The organism is Rhizobium sp. 25PS6 (assembly GCF_032464655.1).
Classification (GTDB): domain Bacteria; phylum Pseudomonadota; class Alphaproteobacteria; order Rhizobiales; family Rhizobiaceae; genus Rhizobium; species Rhizobium laguerreae.
This window is the reverse complement of sequence record NZ_JAWDIV010000004.1, coordinates 331,253-348,621: the sequence shown is the minus strand read 5'-3', so window position 1 is coordinate 348,621 and position 17,369 is coordinate 331,253. Positions and strand designations below refer to the sequence as shown.

Genomic DNA, 17,369 nt, shown 5'->3' with positions numbered 1-17,369 from the left:
GGCCGCCCATCGGTGGGGCTTGCACGACTGCAAGTCCCACCTCGGTGCCCGGCAATTCTGTCGCGGCTAGATCAATGCCTCATGCGACAGCGCAAATGACGTCTCGAAGACGTCCTTCACAGCGAGCGTGAAATCGTGGCTGGTGACGTTTCCGGCCGCGTCATAGGCTTCGGCGGTGAAGGTCAGGCTATGGGCGCTTTCGTAGTCGATCGCCGCCTTGGTCTGGATCTTGTTGCCGACGAGCTTGAAGATGCCGTCGGCATCGTCCGTCAGCCGCCATTTCACCGTGTCGCCTTCCGGATCCTTTGCCGTGAGCAGGCCGACCGAGGTGCCGATCGCGACGTTCTCCGAGACCGAGCTGCGCGAGAAGGCGAGATTGGTCGGCGCCTTGTTCACGGGGGCCTCGTTGACGTCGAGCACGTTGATGGTGATGTCCTTTTCGACCGTGACCTTGCCATCCGAAATAGCGACCTTGATCGTGTGTGATTTGGCGGTCTCGTAGTCCAGCGCCTTCGAGGTGACGATGCGGTTGCCATTGATCCGGAAGTGGTCGTTGGCTCCGTCGATCAGCGTAAAGGTTAGCGCGTCGCCATCGGCGTCCTTGGCGCTGAGCAGGCCGACCGTGGTCCAGATCGGTGTGCTCTCCAACAGGGAAGTTTTCGAGAGCTGTATATTGGTGGGCGCGATGTTGCTGCCGTCGGGCGTGAACTTTCCCTTGGCGAAATCGTAGACGCCGTCGGCAAAAAGGGCGAATTCAACATCGGTCAGCGTATCCTTGCCCTCCAGGGCGCTCGTCAGGATGTGGCTGCCATTGTTCAATGCGAAGGTGTATTTGGCGAAATTGCCTGAGAAGACCGCCGTATCGATGCCCGCACCGCCCAAAAGCACGTCGTTGCCGGCGCCGCCTTCGAACCTGTCGTTGCCGTCGGTCCCGAAGAAGTAGTCGTCGCCGCCGCCGGTCTTGACGTCGATGCCGAAGGCGGTGCCGAAGATGTCGACGTGGCGGTTTGCTAGCTCGTCGGAGAGGTCGGCATGGGCGCTGTCCGTCAATGTCAGCGCCAGGACATCATTCTCGTAGCCCGGCTTGTCGTATTTGACGATCTTGTCGAAGCTTTCGAATTGGGCGGCCGAAGCGAGAACCTCGGCTCCTGCCGTTTCGAGGATTTCGACGTTCTTGATCGTGAAACCGGCAAGCCCGATGGATTCCTGCCCAGGGCCTAAAGTAGGTTTGATGACCTGCAGCGTGTCCGTGCCGGCGCCGCCATCGATTACTCCGGAAAGCGCGGAAGAGTGTGACTGCAAGTTGATGGCATCATTGCCATCGCCGGCATCAATATCGAAGGCCTCAGGGGCGGTGGACATATTATCGCCATCGGTGATTTTATCGTCGCCCGCGCCGCCTTTGATGACGTCATTTCCGACGCCGCCGAAGATCTGATCGTTGCCATCGCCGCCGGTCAATTTGTCGTTGCCGGCATTGCCGTTGATCGTGTCGTTGCCGCCGCTACCATCGAAAATATCGTTGCCGTCGGTTCCCGTAAATATGTCGTCACCGCCGCCAGTCTTGACGTCAATACCGGAGACCGTGCCAAATATACTAGCCCGACTGTTTCCAAGCTCGTCGGAAAGATCGACATGGGCCTTGTCCGTCAATCTCAAGATGGCGATGGAGGAGCCGAAAGCGTCCTTCGTTCCCGAGATTTTGTCAAAGCTTTCTAACTGCGCGGATGAACCGGTAAAGCCATACTCATTCGTTTCAAGAATTTCGAAATTCTTGATCGTCAGCCCGGCTAGCCTGGATACGCGCAGTGTATCAATGCCGGTACCGCCATCGATCGTGCCGGAAAGCCCCTGAGACTGTGTCTGGAGGGTTACGATATCGTTTCCGTCGCCGGCATCGATGTTGAAGACTTCTGATGAAAGACTCGAAACATCACCATCGACGATTACGTCGTCGCCCTTGCCACCGATCAACCGGTCATTTCCACCATTGCCGTTGATGTAGTCGTTACCGTCGCCGGCGTCGAAGATGTCGTTGCCGGCAGTTCCGGTGAGAAGGTCGCGAGCGCTCCCGGTCGTGACGTCGATGCCGGAAACGTTAGGGCCGCCAAAGATGTAGTTTAGCTTGCCTGCCAACTCGTCGGAAAGATCGACATGGGCGCCGTCTGTCAAGACCAGCTGCACGGAAGAATCGGAGCCGGTACCGATGATTTTATCGAAGGATTCGAATTGTGCCGTCGATGCGGTCACGCTGGATGTCGCAGGCTGGAGAATCTCGACGTTCTTGATCGTCAGGCCTGTCAGATCATTGGCTTGCAGCGTGTCGGTGCCGGCCCCGCCGTCTATCGTTCCCGATATCTTGGCGAAAGAGCCGGTGAACAAAATCACTTTGTCGTTGCCATCGCCGGCATCGATATTGAAGGTTTCAGCGACATCGGAAAAATAATCTCCGTCGCTAATCGTGTCATTACCCGCGCCGCCCTTGAGGACGTCATTGCCGACGCCGCCGTAAATCTCGTCATTGCCGTCGCCGCCATTCAGCGTGTCATTGCCTGCTTCACCATTGAGCAAGTCGTTACCGGCGCCGCCGCTCAGCGTGTCTGCGCCACCACCACTCACTATGGTGTCGTTGCCGGCGCCCGTCGTGATCGTATTGGGGCCGCTCGAGCCCCTGACGCTCGCGGAAACCGAGCCCAACTCGTCGGCGAGGTCTGCCACGCTGGAATCTGAGACGGTGAGGGCGACGGCGGAGAGAGGATTAGCGGCGGAATGGCGGATAACATCGTAAGCTTCGAACTCAGCGCCGGTCTTGGTAACTGTGGCGCCGTTCGTGTCCAGAATATTCAAGGCCATATATATCTTTCCCCAAAAGATGCATTGTACTCGGCAATATGAGACATCCCCGAAAGAACTGTTTTATTGCTCAGCGGACGACAACCCCTCGGGGATCTATGCCAATCCTCGATTAACTTTTCAATGCAAAATTGTGTCTTTTCATTGCTTTTTTAATGAAAAACTAAGGATGAAATACTGGGGAAACGGATTTTAATTTGGGAACTTAAAGTCATACTTTGGTTTCGTAAATAGTATTATCTTTCATTTTCGGGTGGGATGCTCTCGCGAAAATTGTGTTTTCAGTGAGTTCTTCGGCGGTGCCGCGCCGCGCGACCATCCCGTCGCTATCGCAGGTTGGTGCTGGCTTCGACTTGTCCGGCTTTCCACGCGGGAGGTGTCACACGAGCTTGATGAGGCCTGCTTCCGTGGGTCTGAAGCCGCAGGCGCGGTAGAAGCCGGTCAGGTGCGGTTCGAAATCGACATGCAGCCACTCGGCACCGCGCTCCCGCGCAACCCGCGTCGCTTCCCTGACCAGCCGCGTGGCGATCCCCTGCCTCTGCATCTCGGGATGGACCGAGGTATCGAGGATGAAGGCATGGATGCCGCCATCCCAGGCGACATTGACGAAGCCGACGAGCCGGTCGTCCTGATAGGCGCCGATATGAGCGAGGCTGCGGGAGAGGATGGGGGTGAAATCTCGGTTGTGCGGGCTGTCCCAGGCAGCGGAAAAGAGCGCGTTCAGTTCGGCGGCGGACGGGAAAGGGTCGATGCGCAGGTCCACCATGGATGGTTCCTTTCCTTCAGCGGGCATGAGGTCTTCCGGATCAAGGGCGGACGCAGGCTCATTCCGTCACGGTGACGAGCCGACCGTCGCGTCTTTCGAAAATCCTGTCGGAGAGAAAATCGACGCCGCAGTGTTTCGCCATGTCGATCAGCTGCCTGGCCGTATTCAGCGCGGAGGGCGCTTTTCGGTCGATCACGGCGACCTCGTCACGCTGGCGCAGGATCAGGAAGGCGCCATCCGGGAAATTCTTGTCCACCATCGCCCAGAATTCATCCGTCAGCACGATGGCCGGCGTCAGCGGCGGGTTGTCGTCGATCCGGTAGGACATGGAATCAGCCGCTGTATGGCTTCATAAGCCTCCCCTTTTAGCTATCTGATTTGAATCAAGAATGGCCGTTATTCTCGGGTCTATGGAAATGCTTGTAACGCTAAACGATGCGTCAGCGATTAGCTCGCCAATAGCTGTATGAGATGAATTAAGGACTAAATTGGATTCTTCCGGCAATACCGCTGAAGGCACCTTCAGAAATAAATGCGCGGCGTCTTTATACCAAGTGGCGCCAATTTTAAGACATGTTTGGCTATCAGGCATCCTCCAGTGCGGGTCGAGTTCGTACAACTCGGTTGACGTTATTTCACGCGTATATTCCGGGCTGAGGAAACGCGCGGGCATCTCTATATGTGCTGCCACCAGCGGCAAGGTTGTTTCATTTGGATGAATGTTCAGGTGAACTAAGTGCTCAAGCAGGCCAAGCGCTCTGCTGCTGGCAAAGTATGTCACTCTTGAGCCTTTTGCATGCCAGCGGCCGGCAACTCGCAAGCCCCCAGCTCCGGATACAAGCTCAATCAAGCTTTGAGCGTACATTTCTTTGGTGATACGAAAAAGATGAGCCTGGATCATGCATTAAATCCAAATGCTGCTCTTAAGAGTAAGTCCTCTACCGCCGTTGCACCGACCTCTGTAACTAGCAGATTCATAGGTGCTCGGCCGCCTAATCTTTTGTCTTGGGGTTGTCGGAGCCAACCGAGAGCTAAGTTCGAGGTGCCCAATACCGATATAGCAAGCAATACTATCTTTGCTAGACGTACTGTCGCGTCCCCCTCAGACGGTGTGAGGCGACCTATCGTTCGGCGTCTTGCCAAAGTGCGCTTGGGAGCGACTATGGTCTCAAGTTCGCTTGGCGTTAATCCAATGATCGTAAATTTTTCTAGAATCGTGACAGGCAAGCCGTCTTGCACAAGCCTGGCGAGATCTGCTGAGCTATTGACGCTCCTTCCTATTTTGACTGGACCACCAAGAAAGTTGACGATGTCTTGAATCGTCGAGGTTACTGCTGCGTCGTCCACGGGGGAGGTAGGCAGCGCTACAGCTCGAGCGAGAAAGTCTCTATTGGGCAGTTTTTTGATATCTTGCTTCTCATCCTTATGATCAAGCTCGGCGCCAAACTCGCTGTTCTTGTCCAAACGTGTAAGAGAAATTCCGTTGTAGGTTACGCTGTCAAAAGAAGCACTCCCGCAATGAATAAAGCGTACAGTGGGAGATATTAAAGTCTCAATTAAATATCTTCTATGTTCGGCTAGGCAAATCACAGCTAAGTCGAGTTCGGTCGCGAAATCAATTAACTCATTGGACAGATTTGATATTTTGTCTTGCTGGCCATTCCTATAAAATTCGTCGAAATTGTCTATTATTATTACATCCAAGCCACGATTTTCTTGAATTATTCGAAACTTTGAAAGTAATTCTTCTAAATTATCCTCCTTTTTGTCGTCAATGTAGAGGGGGATTTTCTGCATCGTCATGCTGCATTCGACGAGAACCTGAAACTCATTTTCAGTGATATTTCCATTCTTAATATCATCTGTGCTTATATTTGTTTGATCGGAGATAATGGCCGTAGCAATATTTTCGGCAGACATCTTCGTTGAATAATAACCTACAACTCCGCCGCGGTCGGCGAAAGTGGAGCCATCTGTCGATACTGACGCCTGGTAAGCGGCAGCAATATTGTAACCAATATCTAGGGAAAGTAGTATTTTCTTAGCGTCTTCGTCCCCGGTGAGGAATACGATCTCACCCCGATTTATACCGCCTTCCAAAAGGCTATCGATTGCTGAGATGTTTGTTTGAATAACGCCGTGTTCGACGTTTTGGAAGCGACGGCTGACTGTTCGGAGAGCTCTTCTAGCTGCCCGATTTAGATCATCAATTCCGTCATCGGCGAGGGCTCTCACTACTGTATTCTTCAAGGTCTACCTCGGCGTAAAGACGCGGCTTCACAGTAATCTTTTCGTCAATTTACCACGAAATTACGCTTCTGCCAAATGCCGCATTGGCGGTGGCATTTGGCGCGGAAAAGCCGAATGCTACCCCGTTTTTTCCCATTCCTTCTTCAATTGGCTGATAGGGTCTGGCTTGCCGAGGTTCGCAAATTATTTCCTGGGAGTTTCAACATCCAAATCGGCGTATTTTTCCATACGTTCGCGAAATCGTTCGATTGAGCGCTCTAGCAGGAACGCCGAAGCGAATGTCACCAAACTCATAAAAACAGAAAGCCTCTGGAAAGTCTGCGCATTAAAATTGAGTTTATCACCGGTCAATAATATTCCAGAGGCTTGCAATATTAAGAAGAAACCAAAGCCGACTATTATGCCTAACACAAAATCGCTCAGGATTTTTTTTGAAGAGAAAACTTCAACGACATCAAAATAAACCTTGATTAAGGTTCTGGTTATTGTGCCGATAACCGAGGATATTCCAATCATTAAAAAGAATAATGCGTAATTTACATTGCCGATCACCTGGGAGCCATGGTTGAAAAGAACCATCCAGGCTGCAATCAAAATCAACGTGAATGCAGACAGGTAGATTTGCGGGTGCTGAACTCGATCATCAAATGGGTTGTTTTTTGAGAGTTTAATAGCTGCATTCACCACGCATGAGGCGGATGAATCTCCCCATTTGGCAGATAGTGTATCCAATTCTGCATGAGTAAGCACCTGCCCATAACGTGAACTTACGGCATCCCATATTTCCTTCGCAGCACCACCAAATTGCGGCACTGCAAGCACGGGACGCTTTAAGGAGAACGCGGCGAACCCTGCCGTTGAGGTTCCGCTCTGTCCACCAATCACTACTATCGCCTGACTCTCCAAAAGGGCGGTAAGATGTCGATTGCCCTGATATCTCCGTTCGACCAGCTTAAACTTGCCCTTGGGAAGTTCCGTCTCTTCAACGGGCGGTTCATCCGCTTTGCGAAAGAAGGTGACTTCGCTTATGCAATCAACTTCGGACATTCCTTGGATGACGTGATAATCAGCGGTATGCGGCCTGAGCGAACCGATCACAACGCCGAAACCGCGTGAGGCAATTTCTTTTCCAATTGCCGCACACGCAAGTTTCATTTCCTCAAAATTTGTAGAATTACGCGGTTCCGAGCCAACTATATGGATTTTTGTCATGGTTGCATCCCGCTCAATCGAGGTCGCTTAATAATTGCATTATTCTTGCGAAAATCAATAGAACTTAAGAAGAGAAGCAACGCTGGGGGTGCGTTATCCTTTGACAGCATCTGCGAGATTTAGCGAACGGGAAATAAATGGGTTTATAACTTTACGGCCTTGAGACCACGACGAGCCTAATTCGATAGAGCCTTGGCGCGCGTAAATCAGCTCAACGCCCCGGCCGCCCCGTCTTCCCCTTCGTCCGCCCCTTGCGCTTTTGCTCACCAGGGTCCTCATAGCTCCCCACACCCGTCTTCCCGCGCACGACCGGCCGCACGTCGTCGCGCTCCGGCTGGCGTGCCGGCCCTTCGTTTGCGCTGCGGGCGTTCGTCTCTGCAATCGATTCACTGGATCGATTGCTCCAGCTTTCGCCGGACCGTTCCTCACCCAGCAGCGGTGAAAACCGCTTCGTGCTTTTGGCTGCATCCGGCTTTTCCGGCAGTGCGCCGGTGACCGGCTTTTCGGTTCGGCCGACCGTCATTTCATCGAGGTCGTTTTTGCGGAAGAGGGTCTTCTTCGTGGGTTCGGCGATGTCGCGGCCCATCTCATCCAGAGCGGGTTTGCGGAAGAGGGGGGTAGTGGTGTCGGTGCCTGGGCCCATGTCGTCGAGGCTGGGTCTTGAGAAGTAGGAGGGGGTGGCCCCCTCATCCGCCCTGCCGGGCACCGACCGGGGTCGAGCCGCTTGTCTCGACCCGTCCTCCGGACCCCCGGCTGGGAGAAGGGACTCGCGGGTCGCTTTGGCGTTCCGTCTGACGCCTTCCATCGCCTTCGACTCCTCGCGCGCCATCGGATCGTCCATGACGGCCAGCTCGGCAGCCTTGAGGCGTTTGATTTCGTCGCGGAGACGGGCGGCTTTTTCGAAGTCGAGGTCGGCGGCGGCGTCGCGCATGCTCTTTTCGAGCGCGTTGAGGTGGGTCTGCAGATTGTTGCCGACGAGGTTGCCGCCATCGGCGAAGCCCTTGCCCGAAACGCCCGAGATATCGGCGCGGACGTGGTCGCGTTCGTAGACGGAGTCGAGAATGTCGGAAATCCTGGCCTTGACCGATTCCGGCGTGATGCCGTGTTCCTGGTTATAGACCATCTGCTTTTCGCGGCGGCGGCTGGTTTCCTCCATCGCCCGCTTCATCGAGCCGGTGACCTGGTCGGCATAGAGGATGACCTTGCCGTCGACGTTACGCGCGGCGCGGCCGATCGTCTGGATCAGTGAGGTCTCCGAGCGCAGGAAACCTTCCTTGTCGGCGTCGAGGATGGCGACGAAGCCGCATTCGGGAATGTCGAGGCCTTCGCGCAAAAGGTTGATGCCGACCAGCACGTCGAAGGCGCCGAGGCGGAGATCGCGGAGGATTTCGATACGCTCCAGCGTGTCGATGTCGGAGTGCATGTAGCGGACGCGCACGCCCTGCTCATGCAGATATTCGGTCAGGTCTTCGGCCATGCGCTTGGTCAGCACGGTGCAGAGGGTGCGGTAGCCCTTGGCCGATGTCTCGCGGATCTCACCGAGCACATCGTCGACCTGGCTGCGGGCCGAGCGGACCTCGACTGGTGGGTCGATCAGGCCGGTCGGGCGGATCACCTGTTCGGCGAAGACGCCGCCTGATTGTTCCATCTCCCAGCCGCCGGGGGTGGCCGAAACCGCGATGGTGTCGGGGCGCATGGCGTCCCATTCCTCGAAGCGCAGCGGCCGGTTGTCCATGCAGGAGGGCAGACGGAAGCCGTATTCGGCCAGCGTCGCCTTGCGCCTGAAGTCGCCCCGGTACATGCCGCCGATTTGTGGCACGGTGACATGGCTTTCGTCGATGAAGACGAGGGCGTTGTCGGGGATATATTCGAACAAAGTCGGCGGCGGATCGCCGGGGTCGCGGCCGGTGAGATAACGCGAATAGTTCTCGATGCCCTGGCAGGAGCCTGTGGCTTCGAGCATTTCGATATCGTAGCGGGTGCGCTGCTCCAGGCGCTGGGCTTCCAGCAGGCGGCCGGCCTTTTCCAGCTCGGCGAGGCGGAGCCGGAGCTCCTCCTTGATCGACTTGATGGCGCCGTTCAGCGTCGGGCGCGGGGTGACATAGTGCGAATTGGCGTAGATCTTCACCGATTTCAGGTCGCCGACCTTCTGGCCGGTGAGCGGGTCGAATTCGGTGATGGCGTCGATCTCGTCGCCGAACATCGAGATGCGCCAGGCGGCATCCTCCAAGTGGGCGGGGAAGAGCTCGATCGTGTCGCCGCGCACCCGGAAGGATCCGCGTGTGAAATCCATGTCGCGGCGCTTGTATTGCTGCGCGACGAGGTCGGCCAGCAGCTGGCGCTGGTCGAGCCGGTCGCCGACCGACATCTGGAAGGTCATCGCCGTATAGGTCTCGACCGAGCCGATACCGTAGATGCAGGAGACCGAGGCGACGATGATGCAGTCGTCGCGTTCGAGCAGTGAGCGCGTCGCCGAGTGGCGCATGCGGTCGATCTGCTCGTTGATCGAGCTTTCCTTCTCGATATAGGTGTCGGAGCGCGGCACATAGGCTTCCGGCTGGTAATAATCGTAGTAGGAAACGAAATATTCCACCGCATTGTCGGGGAAGAAATTCTTGAATTCGGAATAGAGCTGGGCGGCCAGCGTCTTGTTCGGCGCCAGGATGACGGCCGGGCGCTGCGTCGCCTCGATCACCTTGGCCATGGTGAAGGTCTTGCCGGAGCCGGTGACGCCGAGCAGCACCTGGCTGCGGTCGCCATTTTCCAGTCCTTCGACGAGATCGCGGATAGCGGTCGGCTGGTCGCCGGCCGGCTCATAATCCGACTGCATGCGGATGGCGATGCCGCCTTCGGATTTGTCGGGCCGGGCAGGGCGGTGCGGCGTCCAGATCTTGCCGTTCTTGTGCAGCGGATTGCCGCTCTCGATCAGTGCCGACAGCGCCTCGACCGTCGCGGTGACCGCGGTGCCGGCCTGCAGCGACGAGGCTTCCTCCAGCGTCGTATCCATGCCGGAGACCGGATTGAGGCCGGCGGCGGCGCGCGTCTTCGGGTCGGTCGAACCGCCCATGGAGGTGCCGCGCGCCGATTTCGACGCGCTGACGCCGCCGTCGCTGGTTTTCGTCCTGGCGGCGATTTCCACCTTCTTGCGATGTTTGCCGGCCTTGGAGGCGATCTGGCGCTGGGTCTCGACGCCCGAGGCTTCGGCATCGGCCTCCAGCTGCTTCACCCAATCGGCAACCGAGCCTGAGAGGGGGGCTCCCTCAAAAGACGATTGAGGGGCTTCCTCGAAGCCATTCGGGGCGGGGGATTTCTTCGGAGATTTGGCCATGGGCGGAATATGGAGAGAGTCACCGCGAAAGTGAAGAGGGAAAGAGTACAAAAGGGAAACGAATGAATCGTTCGGATTGGCTTAATAATTCCGAACCTTGTGGGGCTGGGGCCGGCGTGCCCGCCCCGCCCTTCGAGGCCCCTGCGGGGCACCTCAGGGTGAGGCTCTCTTGGGCGCTGGCGGCCTCCTTCGCGCCAGCGAGCGGCTGCGGCATCCTCCAACCTCCCTCATGCTGAGGTGCGCAGCCCGAGAGGGCGGAGCCTCGAAGCACGCGCTCGGCGCTGCTCCTTGCAGCCATCGGTAACCCCAAATGCATCCCCAGTCGAATAAAAGTCTGTGGTTGAAGGCTGGGCAGCCTCCCGCAATGCGCGCGGCGATGTTAAAGCTGCTACGGGAATTGGGGACCTTTCATGAACAAAATAATCATTGCATTCGCGGTGGCCGCGGCAGTGGCCGGCTGCGCCAAACGTCCTGACGCCATCGTCCAGGTCGATATTCCGATGGCCGCCTATACGAACCTCAGTTGCGAGGCGCTCGCAGTGGAACATAAGAAAGAGAAGGCCAAGCTCGACGACCTGTCCAAGCAGCAGATCAGCGCAGCGAACGGCGATGCTTTCGGTGTCTTCCTCGTCGGCGTCCCCATCGGCAGCGTCGCCGGGGGAGACAAGGAAGGCGAAATTGCTGCGTCCAAAGGCAAGGTTTCGGCCATGCAGTCCGCTGGAATGAGCAAGGGCTGCAAGCTGCCCGGCTGACAGCCGGGGGCAGCAACCATCGAAATCGGGCCGACCAAAAGTGAGCATTGGCCGGCGATCCCGCTTTCAATATCTATTCGGCGCCCGCAGCGATTGTCCGCACCCCCGTATCGGAACCGAAATCGGCCCTCCGCAGTTAGTTTCCTGTGACTTAAGCTTCAGGTGCAACTGCCATTAGCGACCATTCTGCCTTCTGGGAAACCCCCATCTCGATCGACCTTGATACCGGCGAGCGGCTGGTTCTGCGCTCACCGCAGGATGCGCTTTATGCACTCGTCTCCGACTGGCCAGTCAATGGCGGCGTCCACCAGCAGAGAGCGATCGATTTCTGCCGCGCCTGGCTTGCCGGGCGGATGCCGGCCGAGACGGTGCGGCAGGCTTTCATCCTGGCCGCGCTGGAAGCCGGCGTTACGATCAATGATGATGAAGACGGCGCAGAAGCCTCCGCCTTGAACCCTGCGGTATAGCTGGAGCGACGCCGGCTATATCCACGCGTCACGCGGCGTCAACATGTTCTTTTCATGTATTGCAAATATTATTCCCGCTATGTTTGTAGGAAATACGCCACGTTACGGCGCTCTGATTCTTTGGAGATTCATCTGAATGAAAATCAAATTCCTTGTTTGCGCTGTCCTGCTGGCACTGGTTGGCTGCCAGACTCCGGCGCCGCAGTCCGTTCTAGATTCCCAGCGGCCGCCTTCCAGCGCGGTTCGACGCGAGTACGTCGAGGCTCTGCGGGGAACCATCAAACCGGGGAACTTCGTAAAGGCCGAGATTTCCAGCGTGGTTCTGCTTAATCCGGAGAAGCAGATATATGCTTATTGTACGCGCACGACGGAACGTGCCAACCCGAACTGGTCCTATTTAGGCCTGGGCTTGCAATACAACATGATATTGTACCTGAAAAAGAACGACCATCGCTGCCACGACGAACGGCTGCGTTACTATGATTTTCCTGAATTGCGTAAGATGAAATACTGAGAGAGAGGCGAGGCGCCTGGCAGCCTCGCGATCACCTTCCGGACGTGGTCCTGCTCAAACCGTGAGAACCATTCCCACGCTCGCCGGCACACCATTCTCAAAAGACGGACGCACTGGAGTGATCCGCAGCCGGCGCTCTGCAATACCACACGATGACGGCAATCGTCCCAATGGGAAACAGAATCCCAAGAAGCTGGTGCCATCCGCTTCGGTTGATGTCGTGAAAACGCCGAGCGGCCATGGCGATTGAGGGAAGAAACGTCGCCAGCGACCAGATCCAGTTCAATGTTGCGGTTCGATCAACAAGGTACAAAGCGATGCTGACGAGAGCGACAAAGACCGCCGAAAACCAGAATTCCGATCGGCTGGCTCTGCCGGTGAAATCCACATATTTCTTGAAGTAGCTGCTGATCGCTTGGCCGAAACCCATTGCCTGCGGCAGGCCGCCGAAGCGGTTCGGGCCGGCGGGTGGTTTTCTGAAAATGAAGAACAATGGCACTGTTAGCGGGATCAAGACGACCAGCCAGTGAAAGAGAGAAAAACTGAGATACCCCAACGATTTGAATGGCATAGAGATAAGCAATGTTCGTTGCCGGAAGATTAATTGGCTTGCAATCTGACGCGTTCGGCAATCACAGCGTGAGAAACGGCGGCTGCCACGTTGAGGACAGTATAGACGCTTGGAAGAGGTTGGCAGCGCGGCTGGCAGCTCAGGGCTTGGCCAGCACCCGTGCCTGCACCGGCTGCTCGATGCCCTTGAGCACAAGCATGCGGGTTTCGGCGCCTGCGGCGAGATCGGCAGCCTTCGCCGCCGTTTCGGAGGAGATCAGGATCTCGCCGGCGGCGGCCTGGGATTCGAGCCTTGCGGCCTGATTGACGACGCCGCCGATGGCGGTGAAATCGCTGCGGAAGCTCGAGAATTCGCCGATCTGGACCTCACCGGAATGGATGCCGACGCCGACGCCGAGGGTGCGGCCGGGCAATGCCTCGAGCGTCAGGCCGTTCAGTGCTGTGGCGCAGTTTCGCTGGATCTCCTGCGCGGCCAGGATCGCGGCGCCGGCGTGATCCTTTCTGACGATCGGAAAATTGAAGATCGCCATCAGGCCGTCGCCCATCTGCTTGTTGACGATGCCGTCATGTGCCCAGATCGCCTGCGCGCAGCGATCCTGAAACAGGCTGACGATCTCGCTCAGCTGTACAGCCTCGATGCGCTCCGACAGATCCGTGAAGCCCCTGATATCGGCAAACAGGATGGTGGCGTCGACGGTGATCTGGCGCTGCTTCTTGACATATTGGAAAGAGCGCTCGCAGATCGTGCAGATATCGGGGTTCATCTTGCTGCGGGTGATGCCGAAGGCGCGGAAGGGCAAGGCGAGCGGGCCGCCGATCGGGATCGGCATGTGCATCTGGTCCCAGCAGCCGCGGCAGATCCGGGCGCTGCCGTGCCTGGTTGGCTCCGTAGAGGAGGCTGTCGTCATATCTCGCAATCCATCGCCTGATAGCAAAAAAATGAGCTTCCGATACTTGCCTGCTTTTGGCAACTCTGCCGACCGTCGAGGGTGACGATGGCTCGAACTATTTCGTCCAGGCCCCATTCTTCTGGGACACGTCGCCACTAAGTTGAATATCGCGCGGTACGGCGATAGCATCGCGGTGGGACATACTGTAGAATATTGTTAGTAATACATTCGCTCTCCAGGAAAGACCGGGGATGGAGCGCCGTCTTGCAGCAATCCTGATCGCTGATGTCGTCGGTTACAGTCGATTGAGCCAGATCGACGAAGAGGGCACCCGTGCGCGCTTTCAGGCGGACCAGAACGATGTCTTCGAGCCGGCGATCGAGCGTCACCACGGCCGGCTGGTCAAAACCATGGGCGATGGTCTGCTGGTCGAATTTCAGAGTGTCGTCGATGCCTTGCGCTGCGCGGTGGAGGTTCAGCAGCTGAAAGCCACGCAGAGTGCCGCGGCGCTGCCGGAGCATCGGCTCGAGTTCCGGATCGGCATCAATCTCGGCGATATCATCGTCGAGGGCGAAGACATCCAGGGCGACGGCGTCAATATCGCCGATCGAATACAGGCGCTGGCCGAACCGGGCGGTATCGCCATATCGGGCACGACATACGACCAGGTGAAATCGAAAGTCCCGGTCGGTTTCGCTTCGCTCGGCGAACAGCGATTGAAGAGCATCACCGAACCGATCCGGGTCTATCGCGTCCTGCTTGACCCGACTGCCGCCGGCAAAACCCTCAAGACCCGCAGGCGCCTACCGAGACGCCGGCTCGTCGCGGGCATCGCAGCGGCCGTCTTCCTCGCGCTTGCGGGCGCAGCACTCTGGTGGCAGCCATGGATGCCGGCAAAACCACCGGGGCCTGGCGAACGTTTCGCCTATCCTCTGCCGGACAGGCCCTCTGTCGCGGTTCTGCCCTTCATCAATGTCAGCGGCAACACCGAGCACGACCATCTCGCAGAGGGGTTGACGGACGATCTGATCACCGAGTTGTCCAAAGTATCGGGTCTTTTCGTCATCGCCCGCCACTCGGTCTTCGCCATCCGGGACTCCGTCGGCAAGATCCAGGACGTGGCCGCCGAACTCGGCGTCAAATATGTGCTCGAAGGAACCTTGCAGCGCGCCGGGCCGCGTCTGCGGATCAATGTCAAACTGATCGATGCGGTCACCGGCCTGTCGCTCTGGGCCGAGCGCTACGACCGCCAGTATGCCGACCTCTTTGCGGTGCAGGACGATGTGATCGGCAAGATCATCTTGGCCCTGTCGGTCAAGCTCAGCGCCCGCGAGCGCGACCAACTGGCCCGAATCCCGACCGAAAATCTCGAAGCCTATGATTATTACATGCGGGCCGAGCAGGAGGGCTTCATCTTGAGGGATGTCGACACCTATCGTCGGACGCTGTCCTTCTACCAGAAAGCGATCGATCTCGATCCGGGCTTTGCCAATGCCCATGCGGGAATCGCGCGCGTGGCCGTCGATGTCTGGCGCAACGACTATAATTACCTCTGGTCGGCCGCCGTCGCCCGCAAGATCGCCTATGACGCCGCTGGGCAAGCCCTGAAGCTCGATCCCAACAATGCCAGGGCGCACACGGTGCTTGCCCTGCTGCAATGGGTGGATGGACGCGAGACGGAGGCCAAAAATTCCGCCAACATGGCGGTTGCGATGGAGCCGAACGATGCTGAGGCCGCCGCCAACCTCGCTCTCATTCTGGTCCATACCGGAAGCAGCGGGCAGGCGATCACGGAGATGGAAAAGGCTTTGCGACTCGACCCTTCGCCGGCGTCGAGCTTTCAACTGCTGGCGGGGATCGTCTTTTATACCGCGGGCGATGATCAGCGCGCGATCTCGCTGATAGAGCCGACGCTCGACAGCCTGCCGAAGGTCGAGCCGGCACGCGAATACCTGGCGGCCGCCTATGCCGACCAGGGCAATGAGACCAAGGCTGCAGCGGAGACGGCAAAGCTGCTGGAGCTCTTCCCAGAAAGCAATCTCACCTATTACGGCTATCTCTATGATTACTGGCGGGACGGCGATCTGCAGCGCCATCTGGCCGCATTGCGAAAGGCCGGCATTCCCGAATGGCCCTTCGGTTTTACAGGCAGTCAGGCCGACAGGCTGGGCGAGGCAGACCTGCGCAATCTTGTCGATGGCAAGAGCTGGACCGGCAAGCACAAGAATGGCACGGATTTCACCCAATATTTCGACAAGGCTGGAAACACTGCCTATCGCAGCGCGAATACCAACATCACCGGTATCGTCGAGGTGCGAGGCGACAGTCTCTGCGAAAAATTCGACGGCTATTTCCTAGACAGGATGGTGTGCGGATATGTTTACCGCAACACGTCAGGTGAACAGCGCGACAGGCCATACGTCCATGTCACGCCGCGCGCCTTGACCTTCTTTTCACCCACACCCTGACGGGTGGGCGTTGCCGCTTCATTTCGTATCCGGTTGCTGCCAGACGGTATGCATCTTCTCCGAAATCAGCGTCTGCTGAACTTCGGACCAATGCTTCTTCGAGTCGGTCACCTTGGTCGGATTTTTCTCCATGCCTTCGGCTGCCCCGGGATCATAGCTCAGGTACAGTTTGCCATCGATGATCCGCCAGGCTTTCGGATCGATATTGGTGGTCACCGTCCCGAAAGACACGCCGTCGGCGCAATAGCCGCCATATTGCGGCGCATATTTGGATGGATCGCCCTTAAAGAGGTCGCGATTTTTAGCGCTGGCGAAATACCAAGTCGCGCCAAGCCAGTGGTGGGAATATGTCTCGGATCCTTCGACGGCCTGGTTTTCAGTGAAATAGGCGACCGGGTCGTAGCCCTTGATCGCGACATCGCCAAAATAGCCGGTATTGACGAGTTCCTCGGCCCCCGCAGGCTGAAGGAAGGAAAGCAACATCACCGCAGCGCCAACAGCCACGCCCATCCGCGTTCCGCATTTTTGCACATGATAAGACATAACAAGCTCCGTTCCCGGACGCGGTCCGTTACTCCAGCGAAATGCTATTGCCGTTTGGTGCATTCCTTGTAGAGCGGTTCGCCCACAAGCTCGGCTTTCTGGCAAACAGCACCGGCTTCCATGAGTAATTTGGCCGTATCCCAATGCGCCCGCCACCCGGCTTGAGTGAGAGGCGTGTACCCGTTTCTTTCCGTCGCTTCGACATCCGCGCTCTTCGTCAGCAGAAAAGCGACCACGTCGGTGCGGCCCTCTTCGGCGGCGCCGTGCAGCGGCGACATCTGATAGAAATTCTTCCTGTCGTTGACATCAGCTCCCTCGGCGACAAGCCGTTTCACCACCTCCAGATTTCCTGCATAGGCTGCTGCATGCAGCGCCGTCAGCCCACCCTTGTTGCGAATTTCGATGTCGGCGCCGCGATCCAGCAAAAGAACGACGACATCGGCATGGCCCGCCAATGACGCGATAATCAACGCCGGCTCGCCCGCCTCATCGAGCTCCGACAGATCGGAGCCCTGGTCCAGCAACTGTGTGACGCGGGCGATATCGCCGTCCTTGGCCGCCTGATGCAAAGGACCTGCCCATGCCGGCAGGACGCCAATGACAAGCGTAGCAACAGTCGCGATAAATATATTCACGGGCACGATCTCGGTTTGATCAGGGTTCGTATGCGCCGTTTTGTTGCGTTTTAGCACGTGTGCAATTCGTAAACAAGATTGCGCTAATGGACACGCTTCCGGCCAACCCCACTTGCGCGCT

Annotated in this window: 15 protein-coding genes; 4 read left to right on the top strand and 11 right to left on the bottom strand. The window is 57.3% G+C overall.

What is annotated here, in order from left to right:
• Positions 1–66: 66 nt before the first annotated feature.
• From RWK44_RS08350 to uvrB, 7 genes are all read right to left on the bottom strand, one after another.
• Complete coding sequence (locus tag RWK44_RS08350; RefSeq protein WP_316028653.1) at positions 67–2,853, bottom strand: metal-binding protein; 2,787 nt, start codon at positions 2,851–2,853, stop codon at positions 67–69.
• A 379-nt stretch (positions 2,854–3,232) separates the two neighbouring features.
• On the bottom strand, positions 3,233–3,619 hold the full coding sequence (locus tag RWK44_RS08345; RefSeq protein ID WP_222061206.1) for a GNAT family N-acetyltransferase: 387 nt from the start codon (positions 3,617–3,619) through the stop codon (positions 3,233–3,235).
• 58 nt (positions 3,620–3,677) lie between these two features.
• On the bottom strand, positions 3,678–3,947 hold the full coding sequence (locus tag RWK44_RS08340; RefSeq protein WP_246621837.1) for a hypothetical protein: 270 nt from the start codon (positions 3,945–3,947) through the stop codon (positions 3,678–3,680).
• Between the two features lie 21 nt (positions 3,948–3,968).
• Entirely contained in the window at positions 3,969–4,520 is a 552-nt protein-coding gene (locus RWK44_RS08335) for an RES family NAD+ phosphorylase (RefSeq protein ID WP_222060983.1), read from the bottom strand.
• Positions 4,517–5,869, bottom strand: coding sequence for a DnaB-like helicase C-terminal domain-containing protein (locus tag RWK44_RS08330; protein ID WP_222060988.1), 1,353 nt, complete (start codon positions 5,867–5,869; stop codon positions 4,517–4,519). The genes RWK44_RS08335 and RWK44_RS08330 overlap by 4 nt, the downstream gene beginning before the upstream one ends.
• 183 nt (positions 5,870–6,052) lie before the next feature.
• Positions 6,053–7,081: a hypothetical protein gene (locus RWK44_RS08325; RefSeq protein WP_222060997.1), complete on the bottom strand. Its 1,029-nt coding sequence runs from the start codon at positions 7,079–7,081 to the stop codon at positions 6,053–6,055.
• 211 nt (positions 7,082–7,292) lie between these two features.
• Positions 7,293–10,409: an excinuclease ABC subunit UvrB gene (gene uvrB, locus RWK44_RS08320; protein WP_222060998.1), complete on the bottom strand. Its 3,117-nt coding sequence runs from the start codon at positions 10,407–10,409 to the stop codon at positions 7,293–7,295.
• Between the two features lie 410 nt (positions 10,410–10,819).
• On the opposite strand from uvrB, the gene RWK44_RS08315 reads away from it, so the two are divergent.
• From RWK44_RS08315 to RWK44_RS08305, 3 genes are all read left to right on the top strand, one after another.
• Positions 10,820–11,161 carry a hypothetical protein gene (locus tag RWK44_RS08315; RefSeq protein ID WP_020050471.1) on the top strand — a complete coding sequence of 114 codons (342 nt, stop codon included), beginning with the start codon at positions 10,820–10,822 and terminating at the stop codon, positions 11,159–11,161.
• A gap of 173 nt (positions 11,162–11,334) precedes the next feature.
• A complete protein-coding gene (locus tag RWK44_RS08310) occupies positions 11,335–11,628 on the top strand; it encodes a DUF982 domain-containing protein (RefSeq protein WP_312883552.1) in 294 nt (97 codons plus the stop codon).
• Between the two features lie 136 nt (positions 11,629–11,764).
• On the top strand, positions 11,765–12,142 hold the full coding sequence (locus RWK44_RS08305) for a hypothetical protein (protein WP_316028652.1): 378 nt from the start codon (positions 11,765–11,767) through the stop codon (positions 12,140–12,142).
• 97 nt (positions 12,143–12,239) lie between these two features.
• On the opposite strand, the gene RWK44_RS08300 is transcribed toward RWK44_RS08305, so the two are convergent.
• Both RWK44_RS08300 and RWK44_RS08295 read right to left on the bottom strand, forming a co-directional pair.
• The gene (locus RWK44_RS08300) at positions 12,240–12,713 is read right to left on the bottom strand and encodes a DUF805 domain-containing protein (protein ID WP_206116898.1); all 474 of its coding nucleotides are present in this window, start codon (positions 12,711–12,713) and stop codon (positions 12,240–12,242) included.
• A 139-nt stretch (positions 12,714–12,852) separates the two neighbouring features.
• Entirely contained in the window at positions 12,853–13,620 is a 768-nt protein-coding gene (locus RWK44_RS08295; RefSeq protein ID WP_168284374.1) for an adenylate/guanylate cyclase domain-containing protein, read from the bottom strand.
• Between the two features lie 233 nt (positions 13,621–13,853).
• Here RWK44_RS08295 and RWK44_RS08290 point away from each other — a divergent pair, with 233 nt between their 5' ends.
• Positions 13,854–16,070: an adenylate/guanylate cyclase domain-containing protein gene (locus tag RWK44_RS08290; RefSeq protein ID WP_168284373.1), complete on the top strand. Its 2,217-nt coding sequence runs from the start codon at positions 13,854–13,856 to the stop codon at positions 16,068–16,070.
• An 18-nt stretch (positions 16,071–16,088) separates the two neighbouring features.
• Here the strand turns inward: RWK44_RS08290 and RWK44_RS08285 are convergent, their stop codons facing one another.
• Both RWK44_RS08285 and RWK44_RS08280 read right to left on the bottom strand, forming a co-directional pair.
• Entirely contained in the window at positions 16,089–16,580 is a 492-nt protein-coding gene (locus RWK44_RS08285; RefSeq protein WP_077978517.1) for a YHS domain-containing (seleno)protein, read from the bottom strand.
• Between the two features lie 77 nt (positions 16,581–16,657).
• Positions 16,658–17,305, bottom strand: coding sequence for an ankyrin repeat domain-containing protein (locus tag RWK44_RS08280; protein ID WP_170268656.1), 648 nt, complete (start codon positions 17,303–17,305; stop codon positions 16,658–16,660).
• Positions 17,306–17,369 lie beyond the last annotated feature (64 nt).

Coding starts and splice junctions, on each gene's coding strand:
- RWK44_RS08290 (WP_168284373.1), top strand. CDS start 13,854: ATGGAGCGCCGTCTTGCAGCAATCCTGATCGCTGATGTCGTCGGTTAC.
- RWK44_RS08300 (WP_206116898.1), bottom strand. CDS start 12,713: ATGCCATTCAAATCGTTGGGGTATCTCAGTTTTTCTCTCTTTCACTGG.
- RWK44_RS08325 (WP_222060997.1), bottom strand. CDS start 7,081: ATGACAAAAATCCATATAGTTGGCTCGGAACCGCGTAATTCTACAAAT.
- RWK44_RS08305 (WP_316028652.1), top strand. CDS start 11,765: ATGAAAATCAAATTCCTTGTTTGCGCTGTCCTGCTGGCACTGGTTGGC.
- RWK44_RS08285 (WP_077978517.1), bottom strand. CDS start 16,580: ATGGGCGTGGCTGTTGGCGCTGCGGTGATGTTGCTTTCCTTCCTTCAG.
- RWK44_RS08315 (WP_020050471.1), top strand. CDS start 10,820: ATGAACAAAATAATCATTGCATTCGCGGTGGCCGCGGCAGTGGCCGGC.
- RWK44_RS08340 (WP_246621837.1), bottom strand. CDS start 3,947: ATGTCCTACCGGATCGACGACAACCCGCCGCTGACGCCGGCCATCGTG.
- RWK44_RS08335 (WP_222060983.1), bottom strand. CDS start 4,520: ATGATCCAGGCTCATCTTTTTCGTATCACCAAAGAAATGTACGCTCAA.
- RWK44_RS08350 (WP_316028653.1), bottom strand. CDS start 2,853: ATGGCCTTGAATATTCTGGACACGAACGGCGCCACAGTTACCAAGACC.
- RWK44_RS08295 (WP_168284374.1), bottom strand. CDS start 13,620: ATGACGACAGCCTCCTCTACGGAGCCAACCAGGCACGGCAGCGCCCGG.
- RWK44_RS08345 (WP_222061206.1), bottom strand. CDS start 3,619: ATGGTGGACCTGCGCATCGACCCTTTCCCGTCCGCCGCCGAACTGAAC.
- uvrB (WP_222060998.1), bottom strand. CDS start 10,409: ATGGCCAAATCTCCGAAGAAATCCCCCGCCCCGAATGGCTTCGAGGAA.